This window comes from Collinsella aerofaciens, from assembly GCF_025289055.1.
GTDB lineage: Bacteria > Actinomycetota > Coriobacteriia > Coriobacteriales > Coriobacteriaceae > Collinsella.
Map to the genome: position 1 here is coordinate 16,598 of NZ_JAESIQ010000007.1, position 22,226 is coordinate 38,823.

General features: G+C 60.0%; 19 protein-coding genes, 1 other RNA gene and 1 pseudogene. 5 read left to right on the plus strand and 16 right to left on the minus strand.

The window, feature by feature from the left end; genetic code table 11:
* Position 1: 1 nt before the first annotated feature.
* The 4 genes from modB to JMJ97_RS03185 all read right to left on the minus strand — a co-directional run bounded on the left by modB (position 2) and on the right by JMJ97_RS03185 (position 4,344).
* Positions 2–1,444 (minus strand): molybdate ABC transporter permease subunit, encoded by a 1,443-nt coding sequence (modB, locus tag JMJ97_RS03170; protein WP_260699141.1) that lies wholly within the window; start codon positions 1,442–1,444, stop codon positions 2–4.
* A gap of 68 nt (positions 1,445–1,512) precedes the next feature.
* Positions 1,513–2,388: a molybdate ABC transporter substrate-binding protein gene (modA, locus tag JMJ97_RS03175; protein ID WP_260699142.1), complete on the minus strand. Its 876-nt coding sequence runs from the start codon at positions 2,386–2,388 to the stop codon at positions 1,513–1,515.
* A gap of 203 nt (positions 2,389–2,591) precedes the next feature.
* Positions 2,592–3,071 (minus strand): MogA/MoaB family molybdenum cofactor biosynthesis protein, encoded by a 480-nt coding sequence (locus tag JMJ97_RS03180; RefSeq protein WP_022095222.1) that lies wholly within the window; start codon positions 3,069–3,071, stop codon positions 2,592–2,594.
* A 10-nt stretch (positions 3,072–3,081) separates the two neighbouring features.
* Positions 3,082–4,344 (minus strand): molybdopterin molybdotransferase MoeA, encoded by a 1,263-nt coding sequence (locus tag JMJ97_RS03185; RefSeq protein ID WP_260699143.1) that lies wholly within the window; start codon positions 4,342–4,344, stop codon positions 3,082–3,084.
* A gap of 210 nt (positions 4,345–4,554) precedes the next feature.
* On the opposite strand from JMJ97_RS03185, the gene JMJ97_RS03190 reads away from it, so the two are divergent.
* Positions 4,555–5,976, plus strand: a complete 1,422-nt coding sequence (locus JMJ97_RS03190) for a chloride channel protein (RefSeq protein ID WP_260699144.1) — start codon at positions 4,555–4,557, stop codon at positions 5,974–5,976.
* 87 nt (positions 5,977–6,063) lie between these two features.
* A complete protein-coding gene (locus tag JMJ97_RS03195; protein ID WP_260699145.1) occupies positions 6,064–7,026 on the plus strand; it encodes a diacylglycerol/lipid kinase family protein in 963 nt (320 codons plus the stop codon).
* Between the two features lie 86 nt (positions 7,027–7,112).
* Here JMJ97_RS03195 and JMJ97_RS03200 read toward each other — a convergent pair.
* The 4 genes and pseudogenes from JMJ97_RS03200 to JMJ97_RS03215 all read right to left on the minus strand — a co-directional run.
* A pseudogene (locus JMJ97_RS03200) lies at positions 7,113–7,424 on the minus strand (peptide chain release factor-like protein); the annotation flags it as partial.
* Positions 7,425–7,576: 152 nt separating this feature from the next.
* Positions 7,577–8,155, minus strand: coding sequence for a xanthine phosphoribosyltransferase (locus JMJ97_RS03205; protein ID WP_055286127.1), 579 nt, complete (start codon positions 8,153–8,155; stop codon positions 7,577–7,579).
* Positions 8,156–8,312: 157 nt separating this feature from the next.
* Positions 8,313–9,617, minus strand: a complete 1,305-nt coding sequence (locus JMJ97_RS03210) for an MFS transporter (RefSeq protein WP_260699146.1) — start codon at positions 9,615–9,617, stop codon at positions 8,313–8,315.
* 140 nt (positions 9,618–9,757) lie between these two features.
* The gene (locus JMJ97_RS03215; protein WP_006234141.1) at positions 9,758–11,041 is read right to left on the minus strand and encodes an O-acetylhomoserine aminocarboxypropyltransferase/cysteine synthase family protein; all 1,284 of its coding nucleotides are present in this window, start codon (positions 11,039–11,041) and stop codon (positions 9,758–9,760) included.
* Positions 11,042–11,272: 231 nt separating this feature from the next.
* On the opposite strand from JMJ97_RS03215, the gene JMJ97_RS03220 reads away from it, so the two are divergent.
* Complete coding sequence (locus tag JMJ97_RS03220) at positions 11,273–11,719, plus strand: C-GCAxxG-C-C family protein (RefSeq protein ID WP_260699147.1); 447 nt, start codon at positions 11,273–11,275, stop codon at positions 11,717–11,719.
* A gap of 68 nt (positions 11,720–11,787) precedes the next feature.
* Here JMJ97_RS03220 and JMJ97_RS03225 read toward each other — a convergent pair whose 3' ends face one another.
* The 3 genes from JMJ97_RS03225 to rpsA all read right to left on the minus strand — a co-directional run bounded on the left by JMJ97_RS03225 (position 11,788) and on the right by rpsA (position 14,359).
* On the minus strand, positions 11,788–12,426 hold the full coding sequence (locus JMJ97_RS03225; RefSeq protein ID WP_260699148.1) for a YigZ family protein: 639 nt from the start codon (positions 12,424–12,426) through the stop codon (positions 11,788–11,790).
* Positions 12,427–12,504: 78 nt separating this feature from the next.
* An RNA gene (rnpB, locus tag JMJ97_RS03230) (RNase P RNA component class A) lies at positions 12,505–12,866 on the minus strand.
* 326 nt (positions 12,867–13,192) lie between these two features.
* Entirely contained in the window at positions 13,193–14,359 is a 1,167-nt protein-coding gene (rpsA, locus tag JMJ97_RS03235) for a 30S ribosomal protein S1 (RefSeq protein ID WP_022095232.1), read from the minus strand.
* A 314-nt stretch (positions 14,360–14,673) separates the two neighbouring features.
* Between rpsA and JMJ97_RS03240 the strand changes: the two genes are divergently transcribed.
* Complete coding sequence (locus tag JMJ97_RS03240) at positions 14,674–15,432, plus strand: HAD family hydrolase (protein ID WP_260699149.1); 759 nt, start codon at positions 14,674–14,676, stop codon at positions 15,430–15,432.
* Between the two features lie 189 nt (positions 15,433–15,621).
* On the opposite strand, the gene JMJ97_RS03245 is transcribed toward JMJ97_RS03240, so the two are convergent.
* Positions 15,622–16,941, minus strand: a complete 1,320-nt coding sequence (locus tag JMJ97_RS03245) for an L-cysteine desulfidase family protein (RefSeq protein WP_260699150.1) — start codon at positions 16,939–16,941, stop codon at positions 15,622–15,624.
* Positions 16,942–17,212: 271 nt separating this feature from the next.
* Here JMJ97_RS03245 and rpiB point away from each other — a divergent pair, with 271 nt between their 5' ends.
* Positions 17,213–17,680: a ribose 5-phosphate isomerase B gene (gene rpiB / locus JMJ97_RS03250; protein ID WP_055251633.1), complete on the plus strand. Its 468-nt coding sequence runs from the start codon at positions 17,213–17,215 to the stop codon at positions 17,678–17,680.
* A 177-nt stretch (positions 17,681–17,857) separates the two neighbouring features.
* Here rpiB and ndk read toward each other — a convergent pair whose 3' ends face one another.
* From ndk to JMJ97_RS03270, 4 genes are all read right to left on the minus strand, one after another.
* Positions 17,858–18,262 (minus strand): nucleoside-diphosphate kinase, encoded by a 405-nt coding sequence (gene ndk, locus JMJ97_RS03255; RefSeq protein ID WP_260699151.1) that lies wholly within the window; start codon positions 18,260–18,262, stop codon positions 17,858–17,860.
* A gap of 385 nt (positions 18,263–18,647) precedes the next feature.
* On the minus strand, positions 18,648–20,078 hold the full coding sequence (argH, locus tag JMJ97_RS03260; RefSeq protein WP_260699152.1) for an argininosuccinate lyase: 1,431 nt from the start codon (positions 20,076–20,078) through the stop codon (positions 18,648–18,650).
* A gap of 118 nt (positions 20,079–20,196) precedes the next feature.
* Complete coding sequence (locus JMJ97_RS03265; protein ID WP_260699153.1) at positions 20,197–20,367, minus strand: hypothetical protein; 171 nt, start codon at positions 20,365–20,367, stop codon at positions 20,197–20,199.
* Positions 20,368–20,600: 233 nt separating this feature from the next.
* Positions 20,601–21,827, minus strand: coding sequence for an argininosuccinate synthase (locus JMJ97_RS03270; protein ID WP_035138001.1), 1,227 nt, complete (start codon positions 21,825–21,827; stop codon positions 20,601–20,603).
* Positions 21,828–22,226: the final 399 nt, after the last annotated feature.

Here is a 22,226-nt window from a genome sequence, read left to right on the forward strand (position 1 = left end):
CCTATCGACCTCCCTGCGGCACCGTATCATCGCGCATGAGCTCGGCCAGCGCCTCGCGATCGATACGCAAGGCATCGCCGCCCGCCGGGTCGAGCGAATCGCCCTGTCCGGCGAGATCTTTGGCCTGTTTGCGTTCCGCACGGGAAAGGCCCCGCTCGCGATACTTTTGCGAATGCGCGGTGTACATGTTGATGAACAGAATGACCAGAAAACTGAACACAATTACGACGATGACCCAAAAGAGCGCCACCGACGTGTTACCGCCCATCCACTCAAAGTAAATCGCAATCGGAATGGTCTGCGTAATGCCGGCGTAGTTGCCCGCAAAGAACAGGGTGCAGCCGAACTCGCCCATCGCGCGGGCAAAGGCGAGCACCGTGCCGGCGGCAATCGAGGGCCAGCCAAGCGGCATCATAAGCTTGGTAAAGATGCGACGCTCGGACCATCCCAGAGTTCGCGCGGCGTCGAGCATCTGCATGTCGAGGCTCTCAAAGGCACCGAGCGCCGTGCGGTAGACCAGGGGAAACGACACCACCACGGCAGAGATCACCGCCGCGGGCCAGGTAAAGACGATCGAGATACCGTGCGCGATGAGCCACTGGCCCACCCCGGTCGAGCGGCCAAACAGCATGAGGAGCAGAAAGCCGCACACCGTAGGCGGCAACACCATAGGGATGGTAAAGACCGAGTCGAGCAGGCCCTTGATGCGACTCGAGGTACCCATGGTCTTCCACGCGGCAAACAGGCCCAGCGCAAAGGAGATCAGCAGGGCAAGGCCGCTCGTTTTTATGGACACCCAAAACGGGCGATAGTCGATGTCGCCCAAAAAGGAGGCCAGAGAGGTCAAGGGCCCCCGCTCATCCCGCAACACGACAGACGACGCCTCTACCATTTGAGCGCTATCAAGCCAACGCGCGCCGCCCTTGGCATCACCCGAGGCTGATGCAATCACCACATAGCGGTCCCCATCCGCACCGCGCTCGTCAAAGCCATAGGTATACCCGCCGGCATCAAACGTTGTTTCCGCCGTAACATACCAAGGAAGATCCACGTCCTCCAGCTGCGCACCTCCCATGCAGTTTGCGCTGTCGAGCTCACAGACGAGGGCCTTGAGACCCGATACGCACTCGTTGTCCTGCGGATCCAATCCATACTTCTCGACCGCCTTGGGCGATATCCACACCACAACGCGATCGGCAGCAGGCGCCACTACAAGGTCCACGTCCTCGTCAACGGGAAACCGGTAGCCCTCAGGCTGGCCCTCCATGGCACGAGCGGTCCCCTTAGCCAACCGCTCAAAACCCTCGATCCCATAGGAAAGCCCATGAGCGGTCGCAGCAGCCTGGGCCCCGTCCTCAGCGTCCCCAGCAAACGCAAATCCCGGCACCCAGCAAAGTGCGAAGGTCAAAGCACAGGCGACAAGCATGCGGAATCTATTAAGCACGAAAAGCTCCAAGCGAATACAAGGACGGAGTGAAACACAAAACGATGGAATTATCGCGCCAAGCCGCACTACGCGGAAAGCTCAAAGCCGTACTTAGCCCAAATCTTCTGAGCCTTCTTGTTGGTCAGGCAGAAATCGATGAACGCCTTGGCTTCGTCGGCATGTTCGGAGCTCTCGGCAACAGCGCCCGGATACACAATGGGCTTGTGCGAATCCTCGGGGCACACAAAGGCCTCCTCGATGCCGTCGTAGCGGAAGATGTCGGAGCTGTAGACAAAACCGGCCACGCAGTCGCCTGTGGACACATAGGCAGCTGCGGTGCCCACTTTATCGGCCAGCGCGACCTTGTCGGCGATCTCGGGAGTATACTCGCCGTCGTCGCCCTCGGTGCCAGTGTAGAGGCCCACGGAGGCCAGAGCCTGGTTGGCGTACTTTCCGGCGGGAACGGTCTTGGCGTCGCCGATGGCAATCTTGCCGTCCAGATTCGCGACGTCGGCGATGGCCTCGACCTTGGTGTCGGAGCCCTCAGCGCGAATGATCACGAGGTCGTTGACGAACATGTCCTCACGGGTGCCGGCGTCGACGAGCTCGGCGGTCTCAGCGTCATCCATGGTGCCCTTGGAAGCGGTGATGAGCACGTCGGCCGTGGCACCGGCGCGCATCTGCTCGACGAGGTCGCCAGACGCCTTAAACTGCGTGTCGGCAAACGTGGTGCCGGTCTGCTCGGTGTAGAACTCCTGAACCTCGGGCAGGGCCTTCTCGAGCGAGTTGGCGGCAAAGACCTGCAGCTCGACAGCCTTCTTCTTAGAGGAAGACTTGACGGAGCCGGCATCGGAACCAGCGGGCTCGGACGTCTTGTTGCCCGAGCAGCCGGCAAGGCCAAGGCCGGCGGCAGCGGCAGCAGAAAGCGAGACAAAACCGCGGCGTGAAACCATATCGAACATATTCAACCCTTTCGAACGCTATGCCCGGGCACCCCGCCGCAGGCTTTATTCTGTTACTAGATTATACTTCCGCGCGAATAATGATAATGAGAAATTATTCTCGCTAGAGAATATAGTTTCGAGTTGCCGTGCACCTCGGCGTCGCTTCGGCGGAAAACAAAGGCGGAGCAGCCGTTCAGGTCGCCCCGCCGCAGGTAAACCGCTTATTTGGTATGTCCGCCGCCCGCCGTCATTTGGGCCGCATGCTCCAGCTGATCGCTCACGGCCTCCCAGCTTTCGCGGGCCGCTTTCGTGGATCCCGGAAAGTTGATGACAAGCGTATGCCCACGCTGCATGCACACGGCGCGCGAGAGCATAGCGCGGCGTGTCTTGGTCATGGAGTACGCACGGATTGCCTCTGCAATACCCGGCACATCGCGGTCGCAGACGGCACGCGTCGCCTCGGGCGTCACGTCGCGCATCGAAAGTCCCGTGCCGCCACAGGTGAGGACGACGTTGGCGTGGCACTCATCGGCAGCTTCCACAATGGCATCACCGATCTCGCTGGCGTCGTCGCGCACGACCACATGTGAGACGACCGTCCAGCCCTGCGCCTCGATAAGTTCCTCGAGTGCGGCTCCAGCCTCGTCCTGAGCAAGATCGCGCGTATCCGAGCACGTCACGATCGAAATCTTCAACTCCATAGTCTTCCTCCTACAACACCGTGCCCTCGGGCAGGTCGACACGCACGACATCCACGACGTCGCCCGCCTTGAGCTCGCACGGTCCTTCGTCAATACGCAGCAGGCAGTTGGACCGCTGCATCGTGCCGAGCAGAGCCGAATTCTGCGTCTTGGCCTCGGTCACCAACAGCTCACTGGTCTCGGGGTCGCGCAAAACCGTGGCGCGATCGAAGAAGCGTCGGTCCTGGCGCTTTTTCACGCCGTGCGTGAGCGTCGCCTGCTGCACGGGACGCACGCCCTCGGCAAAGCCGCGCATCTTGCGAATCGCCGGACGGGCGAGCATCTCAAAGCCCACATACGCCGCGGCCGGATTGCCTGAAAGCCCTAGGTAGGGCTTGCCCCCGAGCAAGCCAAACGTGATGGCCTTGCCCGGACGCATCGAGATGCGATCGAACAGCACCACGCCCTCGCGCCGGACGAGCGCCGTCACGTAGTCGTAATCGCCCGCCGAGGCGCCGCCGCTCGTAATGACAAAATCGCACTCTCGCGTGGCGCGATGCACCAGCTCGCCAATCGCCTGCTCATCGTCGGGCGCAATACCGTAGAACACGGGCTCGGCGCCGGCATCGAGCGCCTCGGCCATCAGCGCCGAGGAGTTGGAGTCGCGAATCTGCCCGCGCGCCGGCAGCTCACCCGGCGCGACCAGCTCCGTGCCCAGCGAGATAATGCCCACGCGCGGAGCGGCATGGACCTTCACGCTCGCGTAACCGGCGCTTGCCAGCAGGCCGGCGCCGGCCGGAGTCACAACCTCGCCAGCACGCATCACGACTTCGCCGGCATGGGCCTCCTCGGCGGCAGAGCGAACGTTCTTCCCCACCTTGGCCGGCGCCAAAAACCTCACACGCGAGCCCTCGTTGCCGTCACCGTCGAGCACATCGACGATCTCGTACTTCACCACGGCATCGGCACCCTCGGGCACCGGCGCGCCCGTCATGATGCGGACCGTCTCGCCCGCGCCGATTGCGTCCCCAAACACATGACCCGCGGCCTCATGTCCGATAACATCGAGCGTCACCGGCGCCTCGCCAGATGCCTGCGCCAAGTCCGCCGAGCGCACGGCATACCCGTCCATGGCGCTGTTGGCAAACGGCGAGATGTCGATATCGGCCACCGCGTCCTCGGCCAAGGGAAGACCGGCGGCCTGCCACACGGGAATCTCGACGAGATCGGTCGGAGCAACGTGCGACAGAACAATCGACTGCGCGTCCTCCAGCGGAATGAGTTTCTCTGCCATATGCACCTCTTAATGCCACGGCGCACAACAGGGGCGCCGATTCTTTATGCTTGTCTCAGTATAATCCCCCGACGCACGACCGCGACTCGGCCTGCACCCGCAAATACACCTGTCAGTTGCAGGCCGCGAAACAGAATGGAAACCAACCCACCGGCTCGTCGCGTTTACCGCGTTTTATAATGCTTGCGTTGCAACCTAAAAGAGGAACGTATGGCTCATAACGACAAACCCGAAAGCGCAAACGAAGCGCAGGATCATTCCCAGCCGCTCGACGAAGGCGGTTTTTTCTCTCTGAACGACGTCATCGCGGCAGGCAGGCATCAGCTCACCCGCTCTGAGCATCTCTTGGCTGCCGACACGCGCCGCAACGCCCGCAACCTACTCGCGAGCGCCAAGTTGCTCGCACTCGTCGTCATCGTCTCGCTCGCCATGGGCGTTGCCGCTTGGGCGTTTTTGGCCTCGTTGAATATCGCGACCGACTATCGCGAGCAGCATGCGTGGATTTACGCGCTGCTTCCCGTTGTGGGCGTTGTCACCGCATGGGTGTACAAAAACCACGGTCTCGCCGCCAAACGCGGTAACAACCTGGTCATCGACTCCGCTCTGGGCACCCGCCTCATCCATATGCGCATGGCCGTCCTCACCTTCGTCTGCTCCACGCTCACGCACCTAACGGGCGGATCGGCCGGTCGCGAGGGAGCTGCGGTGCAGATTGGCGGCACCATCGCCAGCAACATCTCGAGCCTCGCCCACCTCAAAAAGCATGACCACCACGACCTCATGCTCGCCGGCATCTCGTCGGCCTTTGGCGCCGTATTCGGCTCGCCCCTTGCCGGGGCTTTCTTTGGCATGGAGATGTGCTTTATCGGCAAGATCGACTACACCGCGGGCATCTACTGCCTGGTCGCCTCGTTTACCGGCTACTTCACATCACTCGCCCTGGGTACCGAGTACGAAGCGAATGTCATCGCCAGCGTTCCCGCTATGACGCCCAAAACGGTCGTCATCGTTGTTATCAGCGCAATTATCTTCGGTCTGACGGCACGCCTCTTTGCCTGGTCGGTTCGAACCGTCAAGAGCCTCTACGGTCGCTTTATCACCAATTACCTCGATCGCGCACTCATCGGCGCACTCGTGGTTTTGGCCGCCTATGCCCTCCTCGACGCCTGGAACTACGCCGGCCTTTCCACGTGGCTTTCCGGCGCCGGATTTGCCGGCAACACCACCCTGGCGGACGCAGCCATCAAGTTGGTCGTCACAGCGCTTACCCTGGGCGCGGGCTTCCAAGGCGGCGAGGTCACGCCCCTGTTTGGCATCGGTGCGGCGCTCGGCGGCTGGATCGGTTGCCTCGTCGGAATCGATCCCAGCTTTCTGGCAGCGCTGGGCATGCTCGGCGTGTTCTGCGCCGGCCTTAACGTGCCTATCACCACCTGTATGATGGCCATCGACCTGTTCCACGGCACGGCTGCCGGGTTCTTTGTCATCGTGGCCTTTATCAGCTACCTAACCGCCGGACACCGCGGCGTGTACCCCGCCCAGCGCATTATCTCGCCCAAGCGCCGTTCGCTTATTGTAGATGAGGGCGGTACGGTAGCGGATGCTATCGAGCGCCACAACGACCTGATAGAGTAGACGTAAGTATTCGACGTGCAGCCACAATCGGGGGCAATTCGACCTGAGCGCGACCGCACCGTCACGTCATACGCCGGGAGTCGCCCCATGCACGCAACTGATTTTGGCCTCACGCTCATCATCGCCAACCCAGCCGCCCAGTCGGGTGCGGCGCGCGAAGTTGCCGAGCGCCTGCAACGCTTTATGGACATGACTGCACGCGCATCCCAGTTTGACCTGGTGCTAACCGAGCGCATGGGACACGCCAAGGAGCTTGCCGCACAGGCTCAGGGCTATCGCACCGTTATCGCCCTTGGCGGCGACGGCGTGATTCACGAGGTCGTCAACGGGCTTATGACGCAGGATGAGGCGGTCCGCCCCGCTCTCGCCATCCTACCCGTGGGCTCCGGCAACGATTTTGCCCAAACACTCGGCATCGACGATTTCTCCGGTAAGAATTTTGGCGCGCTGCTCTCCTGCGAGCTGCAGCGTCAGGACATCGGGCGCATTCGCTCATGGAACCCCGCAAGCGGTAGCGGCGAGGCTTCCGTTGAGTACTACGACCAGACGCTTTCGATCGGCATCGATGCCGCCATCGGCCTGGGCACCACCGAGCTGCGCAAAAAGACGGGTCTCGCCGGCACTCCGCTCTACACTCTCTCGGGACTTGAGCAGTTTGGCCTACGCTATCGCAATTACCCCATGACAGCCAGCTTTGACGGCGCGCCCGCCGAGCGCGTGAGGGCGATCATCATGGCGATTCAGCTGGGCCCCACGTATGGCTCGGGCTATCGTATCTGCCCCGATGCCGACCCCTGCGACGGCATGCTCGACGTCTGCTACGCCTGCGGCCCCGTCCCTCGCGCGGTTGCCCTGCCTATGTTTCTTTCGGCTAAGGACGGCCACCATACCAAGTTGCCACCGGTTCGCATGCGCCGATGCCGCCATGCCGCGCTCACCTTGGAGGAGCCCGACTACCCCATCCAGGCCGACGGCGAGCCCGTTGTCGCCTCACGCATCGAGGTCGACATCCTCGCCGGCGCCCTCGAGGTCTGGCACCCCACCCGCTAACCCCACCTAAGTTGCGGTGAAATAGGGACTGTCTTACGGCTTTAGCTGCATAAACAGTCCCTATTTCACCGCAACTTACGAGGAGGCTATTCCTCCCCGCCCGGCTTGCGACGGTTGGCCTTTTTAATGGCGTTGAAGTGCTTGTCATTAAGCCTGCGCTGGCGAGAGCGCTGAGGCACCTTGGTCTTTACGCGTCGACGCGGTGGACGCCCGCGACGCTCAAGCTCAGCGCGCAGCTTACGCAGGCAGCTCGCGCGATTCTGAAACTGGCTGCGGCTCTCACGCGCCGTCACGACAATCCCCGTGGGCCCATGTTTCATGCGCACCGCAGAGTCCGTCGTGTTCACGCCCTGCCCACCCGGACCCGTCGCGCGAAACACCTGTACCTCGCAATCGCGCGCCAGCTCCTCAACCGACATCTCGGCAAAGCGCGCATACTCGCGCCAGCCCATCTTGTTCTCGTCCATATCAACACCTCCCCTCATACAAAAAATGTGACAAAGGGACAGTCCCTTTGTCACATCGCATACCAATCGCTTGTGTTGCGCGCTTAGGCGAAGGTGATCTCGCCGTTCTCGCAGTCCATATCGGCGATACGGGCCAAGCTCTCAACGCGGAAGCCGCGCTTACGGAGCTTATCGCCGCCGCCCTGGAAGCCCTTCTCAACGGCAATGCCAATGCCGGCAACTTCGGCGCCCGCAGCCTCGCAGATCTTAATAAGGCCCTCAAGCGCGCAGCCGTTGGCCAGGAAGTCGTCGATAATCAGGACCTTATCGCCCTCGGACAGAAAGCGCTTGCCGACAATGACCGGGTACTCCTTCTGCTTGGTAAAGGAATAGATGGTCGTGGCATACTGCTCGCCGTCAAGGTTGATGGACTGGGCCTTCTTGGCAAAGACCACCGGCACGCCGCCAAAATGCTGAGCTGCGATGCAGGCCATACCAATACCCGAAGCCTCAATCGTCAGGATCTTGTTGATCTCGACACCCTCGAACAGACGGGCCCATTCGGCGCCCATGTGGTCGAACAGCTCAACGTCGCACTGGTGGTTGAGGAAGGCATCAACCTTAAGGACGTTACCGGCCTTTACGATGCCGTCATGGCGAATACGATCCTCAAGCTCCTGCATGGCGCAACCCCTTCTCGCGGCAACGATACCGCGCGATTAATAAACGTTGTTCGATAGTCTACCACGGACCGACCCCCGCCCGCCCCACAAGCCACATCGCACCACAAACCAGTCTTTTTGGGACGGCGCGAATCGTGGCAGACAGCCTCCCAACATGCTAATGGCGGGCGCGCATCTTCACCAAACGCACCATGGCAAGCACAAAGCCCACGGCGGCCACAGCCATGAGTACGTAGAACACCGAGCGAAAGCCGAATAGGAATACGTCCGGACGACCTGTAACAAAACTGGTCACGGCCTCGCCCATTGCCACGCTCATCTGCCCATACAGGATATGCGACGCCGCCGTAATGCCGAGCGCCATGCCGGCGTAGCGTGCCAAACTACCCAGGCTGCCCGCAAAGCCGAGCGCTTCGCGCGGAGCCGAGCCCATATACAACGAGTTATTGGGGCTCTGGAAAATCGACGTGCCGCACGACATAAACGCGACGCAACACACGATCACAGGGATAGAAGAGTGCTCGTCGAGCGTGCTCACCGCAAAGAGACCGCACACGTACACGCCCAGGCCGACCGCCGTGGGGCCCTCGCAGCCAACACGGTCCGAAACCGTACCCGAAAGCGGGCCGATAAAGGCATTCACCATCGGCAGCGCCAAAAAGAGTAGTCCAGAGATATCAGAACCGAAGCCGTGGGCGTCCTGAAAATAGAACGGCAGAATAAACTCGGATGCGCCAATACCAACGAACACGATGAGCATGCAGGCAAGGTTGATGGTGAAGGCCGAATTTGCAAAGCAGCGACGAGCAGCCTCGATCAGGGACATGGGACGCTCGCCGGCCTCCGGCTTAACATGCGGCAGCGTGTAGAGCCCCACGATAAACGAGATGACGCCAATGGGCAGGTTGATGAGGAAGATGCTCTCCCAGGGAAAGCTTGCCACCAGCACGCCGCCGAGCACGGGGCCACACATCATGCCGAGGGCCACGAAGGTCGCGAGAATACCCATGGCACGGCCTCGTTCGCGCGCCGGAAACGACTCGGTGATGATACCCATGTTGTTAGCCATGGCCGCCGCGCAACCGACGCCCTGAACAATGCGTGCCAGAATAAGAACTTCGAGCGAGGCCGAAAGGCCGCACAGCAGCGAACCGACCGAAAAGACGATGACGCCCAACTGGAACACATTCACCTTGCCGCGCACGTCGCCCAGACGGCCAAACGGCAACATGGCCACGCAAGTCGCAAGCAGATACACCGAGCTCACCAGCTGAATGCGATCGAGGCCCACGCCCAGCTCCTTTTGCATCACGGGCAGCGCCACGGTCACGACGGTCGAATCCAGACACACCATAAACGTCATGATGAGCACGGTAAACAGAATCGCCCATTTGTTCTTGCCATGGGTGTCGCCCTCAAGGGCAATGTGCTCGCGGCGCAGCTGCTCTGCGGTTTTCTCCATATCCATCCTTTCGAGTGGCGCAACACAAAAACGGGGCCCCAATCGCCTGCAAACAGTCGCGATTGGGGTCCCGCCTACGGAATCGGAACGAAAGGTCGCCGAAGCTTTCTGCCAGCATCGGCACCTTATACGGAGCTAGCCTAGCACTGCTCGAGTGCCTGCTCAAGGTCGGCAATCAGGTCGGCCGTGTCCTCGAGGCCGCACGACAGGCGCACCATGTCGGCGGAGATGCCACAGGCGATGAGCTCCTCATCGTTCATCTGGCGATGCGTGGCATTAGCGGGATGCAGGCAGCAAGTGCGGGCGTCGGCCACGTGCGTGGCGATCTGGGCGAGCTTGAGACTCTTCATAAAGGTCTCGGCCGCCGCGCGACCACCGTTAAAGCCAAAGCTCACAACGCCGCAGGTACCGTTGGGCATGTACTTCTGAGCGATGTCATAGTACTTATCGCCCTCCAGGCCCGGATAGCTCACGAAGCGCACCTTGGGATGGCTCTGCAGGAACTTGGCAACGGCCAGGCCGTTCTCGCAATGACGCGGCATGCGCACATGCAGGCTCTCGAGCGAGCTGTTCAGGAAGAAGGCCGCCTGCGGATTCTGCATAGGACCAAGATCGCGCATGAGCTGAGCGGTTGCCTTGGTAATGAAGGCACCCTCGCGACCAAACTTCTCGGCATAGGTCACGCCGTGGTAGCTCTCATCGGGCGTGGTAAGACCCGGGAACTTGTCCGCATGAGCCATCCAGTCAAACTGGCCGTGGTCAACGATCACGCCGCCCAGGTAGGCAGCATGTCCATCCATGTACTTGGTGGTGGAGTGCGTAACGATATCGGCGCCCCACTCAAAGGGACGGCACATCACGGGCGTCGGGAAGGTGTTGTCGACCATCAGCGGCACGCCGTGGTCATGTGCGGCCTTGGCAAAGCGCTCAATATCGAGCACAGCAAGGGCGGGGTTGGCAATCGTCTCGCCAAAGACGAGCTTGGTATTGGGCTCAAAGGCTGCCTCGAGCTCCTCATCGGTGCAGTCGGGGGCGACGAACGTGCAGGTCACGCCCATGCGGCCCATGGTGTGGGCGAGCAGGTTATACGTACCGCCGTAAATGGCAGAGCTAGCAACCACATGATCGCCGGCACCGGCCACGTTAAAGATCGCGAGGAAGTTCGCAGCCATGCCCGAGCTCGTGAGCATCGCAGCGGTGCCGCCCTCCATCTCGCAGATCTTGGCGGCAACGAGATCGCACGTGGGGTTCTGCAGGCGGCTGTAGAAGTAGCCCGACTCCTCCAGGTCAAACAGCTTGCCCATGTGCTCGGACGTGTCGTACTTCCACGTGGTGGACTGGTAGATGGGCACCTGGCGCGGCTCGGCATCTCCCGGGTGATAGCCGCCCTGAACACATGTAGTACCGATGGTCTGCTCGCTCATATCTAGCTCCCTTGCCTGGGTTTTAGTTTTATTCGGTTCACGATACCGCTACCCCGCACCCCTCTCAACCCATCCCCAAGGTAGGTTAATGGACAAATTGATCAGGGGTATTTATCTCAAGCTTTGGGCATTTGCTCGATAGATAAAAACGAGGCATACATGAAGCTCTCGATGATTACATGCCCCGTCACGGGTACCATAGGCGGGTACACCGTGACCAAGGAGACAACGATGAAGCAAATCGATACGGCCCAGCTCGGCATCACCGCCTGTCAGGCTCAAGCTGCCGAATATCACGCCCGTGGCTTTAACTGCGCCCAGGCCGTCGCCTGCACGCTCGCGCCCGCCGTCGGGCTCGACCCCCAGGTCGCCTTTACCCTCACCGAGGGCTTTGGCGCCGGCATGGGCGGCATGACCGAAACTTGCGGCGCCATCTCGGGCGCCGTGGCCATCATGGGCTTTGTAATGAGCGACGGCATGGAAAACCCCAAGACCAAGGGCCAGACCTACAAGCTGTCGCGCGAAATCGCCAAGCGCTTTGGCGAGAAGAACACGACGACCGTCTGCGGCACGCTCAAGGGTATCGGATCGGACAAGGGTCCGCTCCGCAGCTGCCCCGGCTGCATCGACGATGCCGTCGAGATCGCCTGCGATGTGCTAAAGCAGCTCGCCGAGTAAACGGCAGCAACAGAAAAACGACAGCCGGCGCGCTTGGGATCCATCCAAAAGCACGCCGGCCGTCGCCGTTAGAACTCGGCAAATTCGGGAGCGCCGACCTCAATCTCCTCACGCCCCGCCATAAGCTCGCGCATCTTAGCGCAAAACGGCTCCTGCTCCCCCGCTTTGAACACCAAATGAATCGTCACGGCATCCGCGTAGTCGGTGCCCGAAACCTTGGCACCCGAATCCTGCGCCAAACGAAGCACCTGCTCGTACTGCGGATAGGCCACATGCACGTCAACCGGCACGACGCTTGTCATCTCAACGATCTGCCCGGCCTCCTGAGCCGCGGCCACCGCCGTCTGCGTCGCCGCGGTATAGGCGCGTACCAAGCCACCGGGCCCTAACAGCGTGCCACCAAAATAGCGCGTCACTACGCAGCAAACATTTTTGAGCCCCGCGCCGCGCAACACCTCGAGCGTCGGCATACCGCTTGTGTGGCTCGGCTCACCATCATCGCTCTGGCGCTCGCGTCCATCGACTAAAATCCACGCGGGAACATTGTGTCGAGCGTCGTAATGACGCTTGCGAACCATCTCGATAAAGGCATTCGCCTCGTCCTCGGACTCAATATGGACCAGCTGGGCAATAAACCGGCTCTTGCGGTCCACAAACTCGCCCGAAGCCTCAATATTCGATTGCAGAGTAAAATAGCTGTCCAACAAAGCCCCTCAACAACAAGCAAAGCAACAAACAGCCTCAATAATACGGCAAACAACATATCGATTGTTAGGGTAACAAAAATGCCAAGTGGGCCTATAAGCCGGGTTCTGTCGTGAACGGTCATTTATCTTGTCTGCACGTTACCGTGCAGCTCCACGCACGCTACCCGAACGCGGACCGGGCCGGCCCATAGCGTTCCTATTCGCGCTTGCTCCGGATGGGGCTTGCCAAGCCGCCGTGTTGCCACGACGCTGGTGGTCTCTTACACCACCGTTTCAGCTTTTCCCTTTACGCCTTGCGGCGCAGGTGGGAGTCTTCTTTTCTGCGGCGCTTTCCGTCGGATCACTCCGCCCGGCCGTTAGCCGGCATCCCGCCCTCTGGAGCCCGGACTTTCCTCACGCGTGCTGCAAGCAGCACATCGCGCGACCGTCTGGCCCACTCAGCAGTGCAAGAGTGTAGCACACCGTTGCCGCAGGCAATGGCACAACACAAGCGTTCGACACGATAAACCAAGAACCACGCCATGCAGTACAATAGGGTTGTCGATGGGCAACGTCGTCAGTCGAGACGCGACCGCGCTCCACACCCCTCCGTCTACTCGGTGTGTTCCCGCCTCCTCCCCGAGGCGGGATGTCGGCATTTTTCATGCATCGACAACCCAATAGCCTGTGAATAGCCCGGGCAGCATCGCGCATCTCGGCGCCAAATGCAAAAAGGGACCCGTCCATTGCGGACGGATCCCTTAAAACAAGTGATCGTCAAACCGATTTACTCGGCGTCGGTCTCCTCGTCCTTCTTCTCGGAAGGCAGCGGGGTAACCTCGATCTCGACGCCCAGAGTCTCAGCAGCAGACTTCATGGACAGGGAGATACGACGACGGTCGAGGTCGATCTCCATGACCTTAACCTGAACCTTGTCGCCCACGTGGGTGACCTGAGAAGGCTGATCGACGTGCTTGTTGGCCATCTCGGAGATGTGCACCAGGCCCTCGATGCCCTCGCCCAGGTCGACGAAAGCGCCGAACGGGACAAGCTTGGTCACAGTGCCCTCGACGATAGCGCCGACGGGGTACTTCTTGACCAGTGCGCGCCACGGATCCTCGGTGGTCTGCTTGAGACCCAGGGAGATGCGCTCGCGGTTGAGATCGACGTCGAGAACCTCGACCTCGACCTCCTGGCCGACCTTGACAACCTCGGAAGGATGGTTGACGTGGTTCCAGGAGAGCTCGGAGATGTGGATGAGGCCGTCGATACCGCCGAGGTCGACGAAGGCGCCGAAGTCGACGATGGAGGAAACGGTGCCCTGGAGACGCATGCCAGACTTGAGCTTGGACAGGATCTCAGAGCGCTCGGCCTTACGGGACTCCTCGAGCACGACGCGACGGGAGAGGACGACATTGTTGCGGTTGCGGTCCATCTCGATGACGCGGGCCTCAATACGGGTGCCCATGTAGGAGGTGAGGTCCTTGACACGACGGAGGTCGACGAGGGAAGCGGGCAGGAAGCCACGCAGGCCGATGTCGAGGATCAGGCCGCCCTTGACAACCTCGATAACCTCGCCCTCGACGTTCTCGCCGGAGTTGAACTTCTCCTCGATGCGGTTCCAAGCACGCTCGTACTCGGCACGCTTCTTGGACAGGACCAGACGACCGTCCTTGTCCTCCTTCTGGAGAACCAGAGCCTCGATGGGATCACCGAGTGCAACGATGTCTGCAGGGTTAGCGTCCTTGCGGATGGACAGCTCGCGGACCGGGATAACGCCCTCGGACTTGAATCCGATGTCAACGAGCACCTCGTCATGCTCGATCTTAACGACAGTGCCGTTAACGAGATCGCCCTCATCAAAGTCGGTAATCGTACCGTCGATGAGGTTGTTCATCTCCTCCTCATTGACATCGTCAAGAGAGAAAATGGACGAGTTCTGAATCTCACTCAAAGGTGGACCCCTTTCGAACTACGGGGCCCCGATTGCTAGGACCTACAGAAGGGTGCGACAAGCACACAACGTTTAGGAACACTCGGGAGCCGACAGATACTAATGTGACGCTTATGCAATCACGTTCGTATAGGTTACGGGGAAATCATTTCGATTTCAAGCGTGAACTGCGATTTTTTACTCGTATGGAGACTTTTTCGCAATCTTGTGGACGACCGTCTCCATAAGTTGACGAAAGGCAGTTAGGCATACGGCTTTGGGGTAAAGTATCCGGAGCAACGATTCTAGAACGATTTTTCGAGAAAGGTGCCCGCGTGCTCAAAGCAGTCGTTTTCGATATGGACGAGACGCTTCTTAGCATCAACCTCAACGCGTTCATCCTTCGCTATTTTAAGGATGTCTCGTCGATGCTCGCGGATATCGGGCGCCGCAGCCGCGGTGGCACGATGGCACGCCTCGGCACCATCTTGGTCGACCTCAACGCCAATCGCCGAAGCGGCACGGACAATCGCACCAATCTTGAGTTTTACCGCGCCGAGGTCGAGCGCCGATGCGGCATCTGCCTCTCGGACCCACTCATCTACGAGGCGTTTACCTACTACGAGCGCGAAGTTCTTCCGTACAAGAACGACGATATCATTAACGCCCACGCCATGCCGGGCGCACACGCCGCGCTCCAGGCCGTACAGGACGCAGGGCTGCGTTGCGCGCTCTTTACCAACCCCAGTTTTCCCCAGGGGGCCATCGAGTGCCGCATGGGTTGGGGCGACCTGGCCGACGCTCCCTTTGAGCTCGTCACGCACATGGGAAACGCCACCCGCTGCAAGCCTGATGCCACCTACTATCTAGAGCAGCTTCAGGTGATGGGGCTCGAGCCGCACGAGGTCCTTATGGTGGGCAACGATCCCAAGCGCGACTTCCCGTCCCCCGATTGTGGCATCCAAACCGCCTTTGTGGGCCAGGGCAAGCCCAGCCGAGCCACCTGGCGCGGAACCATGGAAGACTTCGCCCGCGACTTCAACGCCGTAATCGAAGCCTTCTACGAACACCAAGTAGCCGACGAACTGTCGTAGGACCCCTCGCTCCAAACAAAATAACGCCGCAGGTTGAGCATAAGTCAGCGAAAACGCCCCTAAGCGAGCAATGTGCCTTGAAAGAGGAGGGCATAGGCCTTCTGGCCATGCCCGACGATTGAAAGGCAGATTGCCGCTTAGGGGCGTTTGCAGCGTCGACTGGTTACGCGGTTTGGTAAAACCGCGTAACTAGCAAACTCGAGTTTTGCCGATCATGATGTTGAGGATCTCGACGTCGGTATCTTTCATGCCCACACGTCCCACATAGCCCATGCTGGCGATCGTCTGCTCAACGGTATCTTGGATCAGGCCCTCACCGGCACGGAAGCCGCGGCCTTGCATGGCCATATCGTGGCCCAGAATCGCCGCATCAACGGCAGCGGAAATCTTGGCGGCACAGCTCGCCTTGGCGCCGTCGCACACGATGCCGCCCACGTTGCCAAGCGTATTCGAGACCGTCGCGCCAATCTGCTCGCGCGTGCCGCCGCACAGCCAGGTAATCGCGGCACCGGCACCGCATGCGGCGCAAATAGCACCGCAAAACGCCGAGAGTGCACCGATATAGCTCTTGATATGCACGGCGATAAGATCGGACAGCATCACGGCGCGCACCAGGCGATCGTGGTCGCAGCGCAGGTACTCGGCATACTCCATAACGGGCAATGCACAGGTAATGCCCTGGTTGCCCGAGCCGCACACAATGGCGACCGGCAGCGCGCAGCCGTTCATGCGGGCGTCGGACCCGGCGGCTGCACGGGCACGGGCACGGCAGGCGACGTCATCGGCACGAGCACCCAGCAGCGTACGGCCCACCTCGGCACCCCAAGCGTGCGCCAGGCCCTCGGCGCTGATCGCGCCGTTCAGCTCAATCTGACGCTCAACGGCAGCGCGGGCGCCATCGATGTCGCCGTCCTCGATAAAGTCGATGATGGACTCAATCGACATGGGCGTGTCGGCGCTATCTGCCGCATGCTCGGCCACCACGCGCTCTGCGCAGGCGGCACACTCCCCCGCCGACTTGCCGCATACCGGAATACCGTCGAGCGTATGGCACGTGACATTGGTGTGGTGGTCGGTAATCTCGACGACCGCTGTATGGCCCCCGGCCGTGGCAGTCACCTTGATGTAGAGGTTGGGCACGCCCTCGACAAGTGACACATCGCAGTAGCCGGCGTCGGCGAGGAGCTCGGCCACGCGAGCGCGGTCTTCATCATTAACGCTCTCGAGCACCTCGAGCGCGCTCTTGGCGTCGCCGCCCACGGCACCCAGCACGGCCGCGGCCTCAATACCGTGCAAACCGCCCGAGTTGGGCACGGTCACGCTCTTGACGTTCTTGATGATGTTGCCCGAGCAGGCAACATCCATATGATCGGGTTCGCAACCGAGCGTCTGACTCGCCAGCGCCGCTGCATAGGCAACGGCAATGGGCTCGGTGCAGCCGAGTGCACAGACAAGCTCGCGGTTCAAAACATCGCAAAACGCGGCATCACGAAGGGAATCGGTAGGCATAGGTATCTCCTGCTTGCATAACGGGCTTGGCTCTCAAAAATAGTTAGCTCCTTTATTTGATAACAATGCATCAAAAACCGCAACCATGGTTCCGGCGGACGGCGCTCAAGCGCAAACTGGCGGCATTCATTCACAAGAAGCCAGTCTTGTTGTCTGCTAAAGCGTTTGACCAAAAAACGCCCGAGCGTTTACACAAAAGTCGCGCTATCATGCAGTCGAACGCGGTAAAACCTTTAGCATTTGCGCCGCACAGACCAGAGAGGAACCATCCATGAAGATCGGTATCGGTAACGACCACGCCGCCGTCGAGCTCAAGAACATTATCTCCGAGCACCTGAAGGAGCGTGGCTGTGAGGTCGTGAACTTTGGCACCGACACCTCCGAGAGCTTTGATTACCCCATCGCCGGCTACAAGGTGGGCAAGGCAGTAGCCAACGGCGACGTCGATCTGGGCATCCTGATCTGCGGCACCGGCGTCGGGATCAGTCTGGCCGCCAACAAGGTCGAGGGCGTTCGCGCCGTCGTGTGCTCCGAGCCCTTCAGTGCCAAGCTCTCGCGCATGCACAACAACACCAACGTGCTCGCCTTTGGTGCCCGTGTCGTGGGCTCCGAGCTCGCCAAGATGATCGTCGACGAGTGGCTCGACGCCGAGTTTGAGGGTGGTCGCCACGAGCGTCGCGTCAATCTCCTCAACGAGATCGACCAGACCCGCGGACTCAAGGTCGTCGACGAGGCTTAAAGACCTACAAAGTCATACGCTAACGCCAGCCCCCGCCCGGAAGAAACATCCGGACGGGGGCTCTTTAGTAGATTTCTAGGCGTTTACCAAAAATCTACTGGAATAAAAAGGGCGCCGCGGATGGAGTTCCGCGGCGCCCAAGCCACACGCTAACAGCTTTAAGGAGTCAAAGCTGGTTTAGCCAAAGAAGCGCTTGATCTCGATCTCGGCGTTCTCCAGGCAGTCGGATCCGTGGATCACGTTGGCGTTGACATCGACAGCGAAGTCGCCGCGAATGGTGCCGGGGGCAGCATCAAGCGGGTTGGTAGCGCCCATAAGGGTGCGCATCTTGGAGATAGCGGAGAGACCGGAAACGACCATCTTGACGACCGGACCGCTCGTCATAAAGTCGCAGAGACCGCCAAAGAAGGGCTTGTCGGCCAGATGGGCGTAGTGCTCCTCGACGGTAGCGCGCTCGAGCGTGGTCATCTCCATGCGCTCGATGACAAGGCCGCTGCGCTCAATGCGAGCAACGATCTCGCCGATCTTGCGGTCGCGCACGGCGTCGGGCTTAATCATGATGAAGGTCTTCTCGATAGCCATAAGGTAGCCTTTCAAGTAGGTTCGCGTGTGCCCAAGTCCCATTCCGGCACCCGCCTGGACTGCATCGTAACAGAGTTTTAGCTGCAGTTAAACAAAAAGCTGTTTATTGAAACGTTACAATTTATTAAAGCGTTCCATATGTGTCACTTCTGTTTCGAAGCCCGATTAGAGTACCATCCGACTGCCCATCAACCGCATCGAACAGAGCAGACGGTCGGTTGCCGCCCGCGAACGTACCCCATTCACAACCTGCCCAAAGGTCCTACAGAAGTTCTCGACAAGCCCCTCCCCCATAGCAACAAAATACGGGCGCCCGCACCAGCAGACGCCCGTAAAAGCAAAAACGATTTATCAATAAATGGCCAAAGCCGCTTCAGTCAGACCCCTACTTTGCCCCGTGACCCATCTCGACGACTTTGGTCAGCGATCCAAACACGCCTTCGTCGGCAACGAGTTGTGCCTCGGCGCGCTCAAGCTGCACGGCAACGGCGGCAGGAGCGGTGCCGCCCTCGGTCGTGCGCGCGGCGACAATCGACGGGATGTCGAGCGCCTCGGTAATGTCGTGCTCAAAGAGCGGGCTTGCCTCCTGGAACACCTCAAACGGCAGGTCCTCAAGATTGCAGCCGCGCTTCTCGCACATCAAGACCAGATGGCCCACAACGGCATGCGCCTCACGGAACGGAAGACCACGCTTGGCCAGGTAATCGGCAACATCGGTGGCGGCAAGGTGCCCTACGCCGCACTCGCGCGCCATGGCATCCTCGTTGACAGTCCAGGTCGAAATCATACCGGCCATAACGGACAGGCACTGCATGAGCGTGTGAGCGGTATCGAGCGCGCCCTCCTTGTCCTCCTGCAAATCCTTGTTATAAGCGAGCGGCAAGCCCTTCATGGTCACGAGCAGCTGCACCAGGTTGCCATAGACTCGGCCGCTCTTGCCGCGGATAAGCTCGGCAAAGTCGGGGTTCTTCTTCTGCGGCATGATGGACGAGCCGGTAGAGTAGGAGTCGGAAAGTGTGATAAAGCCAAATTCGGAGCTCGACCACAGCACGATCTCCTCGGAAAGACGCGACAGATGCATGGCCATGACGGAGCCGGCGTAATGCAGATCGAGCAGGAAATCACGGTCGGAAACCGCATCGAGCGAGTTGGGAATCACGCCCGCAAAGCCAAGTTCGGCAGCCGTCATCTGACGATCGAGCGGATAGCTCGTACCGGCAAGCGCGGCAGCACCCAGCGGGCAGTTGTCGGCGGCATCAAAGGCGGCCTTCAGGCGCGTAAAGTCGCGCGCGAACATCCAGGAATACGCCAGTAGATGATGCGACAGCAGCACGGGCTGAGCATGCTGCATGTGCGTGTAGCCCGGCAGGATCACCTTGTCATACTTCTTGGCCGCATCCACCAGCACATGGCGCAGCTCAAGATTGGCCTCCATGAGCTCCTTGGCCAGTGCCTTGACGCCCAGGCGCGTATCGGTCGCCACCTGGTCGTTGCGCGAACGCCCGGTATGCAGGCGCTTGCCCGCCTCGCCGATACGGTGCGTCAGCTCGCTCTCGATGGACATATGAATGTCCTCATCGTTGATGTCGAAGGTGAAGTTACCGGCATCGATATCCTGTTCGATTCCGGTCAGGCCCTCGGCAATCGCCTGCTCGTCCTCGGCACTGATGATGCCCTGGGCGGCCAGCATCTTGGCATGTGCCTTAGATCCGGCGATATCCTGCTTATAGAGATGTTTGTCGACCGGCAGCGACGCGCCAAACTCCTGCGTGACCTCGGCCACACCCGCCTCAAAACGACCGCCCCAAAGAGCCATGGAACCGTCCCCTTTCATCAAATACCAAAACAAGCGCCCAAAGCAATGCGCCCTGTCGCTAAAGCGATTTTTCAACCGCTAGTTTTACACACTCCCTGCCGTGCGCGGGGCCATGTATCTAATTTGCAAAGAAGTGACGCACCATGCACTTGGCGCCCAACGTTTCCCTCCGGATGTTGCCCTGCGAACCATCGATCCAGGCCTTCAGGCTCATAGGGACGTCCTCGACCTTTGCAGCATCGATCTCGGGCGCGAGGGCAAGTAAAGCATGCGCAATAGCATTGAACATAATGGATACTCCTCATATATATAGGCGCAGAGCCGCCAAATTGATAGAAGGAGCCCCGCCGGACAACCCCGGCGGGGCTCGGACTCAGCCGCAGTCGCGGCATCATATATGCGGGCGGAACGTAGGGGCCACCGATGTTAAGAAGTGTCAGCAAGCATAACGAAAGGTAGGGACCCCGTGCGCCCGTTATGTATCACGCGGATGGACCGCGCGGATACCAAGGAAAGGAAGACTTAAGCCTGGGCGGCAGCGGAGCTGGGACCCTGGACCTTAGCCCACGTCTTGAGCGACAGCGTATCGATCTCGATAAAGCCAGCACTGGCCTTCTCGTCAAACGTGGTGTCGCGGTCGTAGGTAGCCAGACCGTAGTCATACAGGCTAAACGGGCTCTTGCGGCCGACGACATGGCAGTTGCCCTTAAAGAACTTCAGGCGGACGGTGCCGGTCACGAACTTCTGGGTGTCGGCCATAAAGGCGTCGAGCGCGTTCTTGAGCGGGCTGTACCACTGGCCGTTGTACACGGCGGTAGCCCAATCCTGCTCGAGCTTGATCTTGGTCTTGAGCAGGTCGCCCTCGACGCAAATGTCCTCGAGCGCCTTGTGGGCGGTGATGAGCGTCAGGGCGCCGGGAACCTCATAGCACTCGCGGCTCTTGAGGCCAACCAGACGATCCTCGACCAGGTCGAGACGGCCAAAGCCGTTGTCGCCCGAAATCTTGTTGAGGGCGATGACGATCTCGGAGAGTTTCATCTTCTTGCCGTCGACGGCGACGGGCTTGCCGGCCTCAAACTCAATCTCGGTATACGTCGGGGTGTCGGGCGTGTCCTCGGGATTCTTGGTCATAACCCAGGCGTCGTCGAGCGGCTCGTTCCAGGGATCCTCCAGGTGGCCGCACTCAATGGCACGACCCCACAGGTTGTCGTCGATAGAATAGGGGTTATCGTTGGCACCCTCGGGAACCGGCACGTTGTGGGCGTGAGCATAGGCGACCTCGTCGGGACGGCACTTCAGATCCCACTCGCGAACCGGAGCGATAACCTTGAGCTCGGGGTCGAGGGCCTTGACGGCAGCTTCAAAACGAACCTGGTCGTTACCCTTGCCGGTGCAGCCGTGGGCGACGTAGGTCGCGCCAAACTCGTGAGCGACCTCGACAAGCTTCTTGGCGAGCAGCGGGCGTGACAGGGCGGAGAGCAGCGGGTACTTGTTCTCGTACATGGAGTTTGCGGCGATGGCCTTAGTCAGGAACTCATCGGAAAACTCGTCGCGCAGGTCGAGCACCTGGCAATCGAGAACGCCCAGGTCGAGCGCTTTCTGCTTCTTGGCATCCAGGCCGGTCTCCTCCTGGCCCACGTTGCCGCAGACACAAACGACATCGAGATTCTTCTCGTCCTGGAGCCACTTGACACATACGGATGTATCAAGACCACCGGAATATGCGAGAACGACTTTTTCCTTGCTCATGGCTGTTTCCTTTCGCCCTTGGTAGCTAGTTAGAACATCGGTCAGTTGCAAGTCATTTCAAGGCCGAATACCGTGCAATATCAGGTTAAATAGCAAAAACCAGCACATACATGCCCTAGAAACATGCAGCAATGTCGTGCTAAAACCCAACGACCTCAAAATGACTCTGTTGAGGCAATTCGCCCCATGCGGGCAGAGACGATTGTTATCGTCGTCGGGAAATTGCGCGCTGGCGTCGGATGGCATTGTCTGCAGTAGTGATGATCTTTACGAACTGCATTTGCCTCTCCTTTCACCTATCGCCGGGCGCAATTCAAATATCGCAAACGGTACCTTTTCTTCGGTAAGCGGTGCTTTCGCCGTCTCCGTTTTCGATGTTCGCTATATTACGCTAAAGCG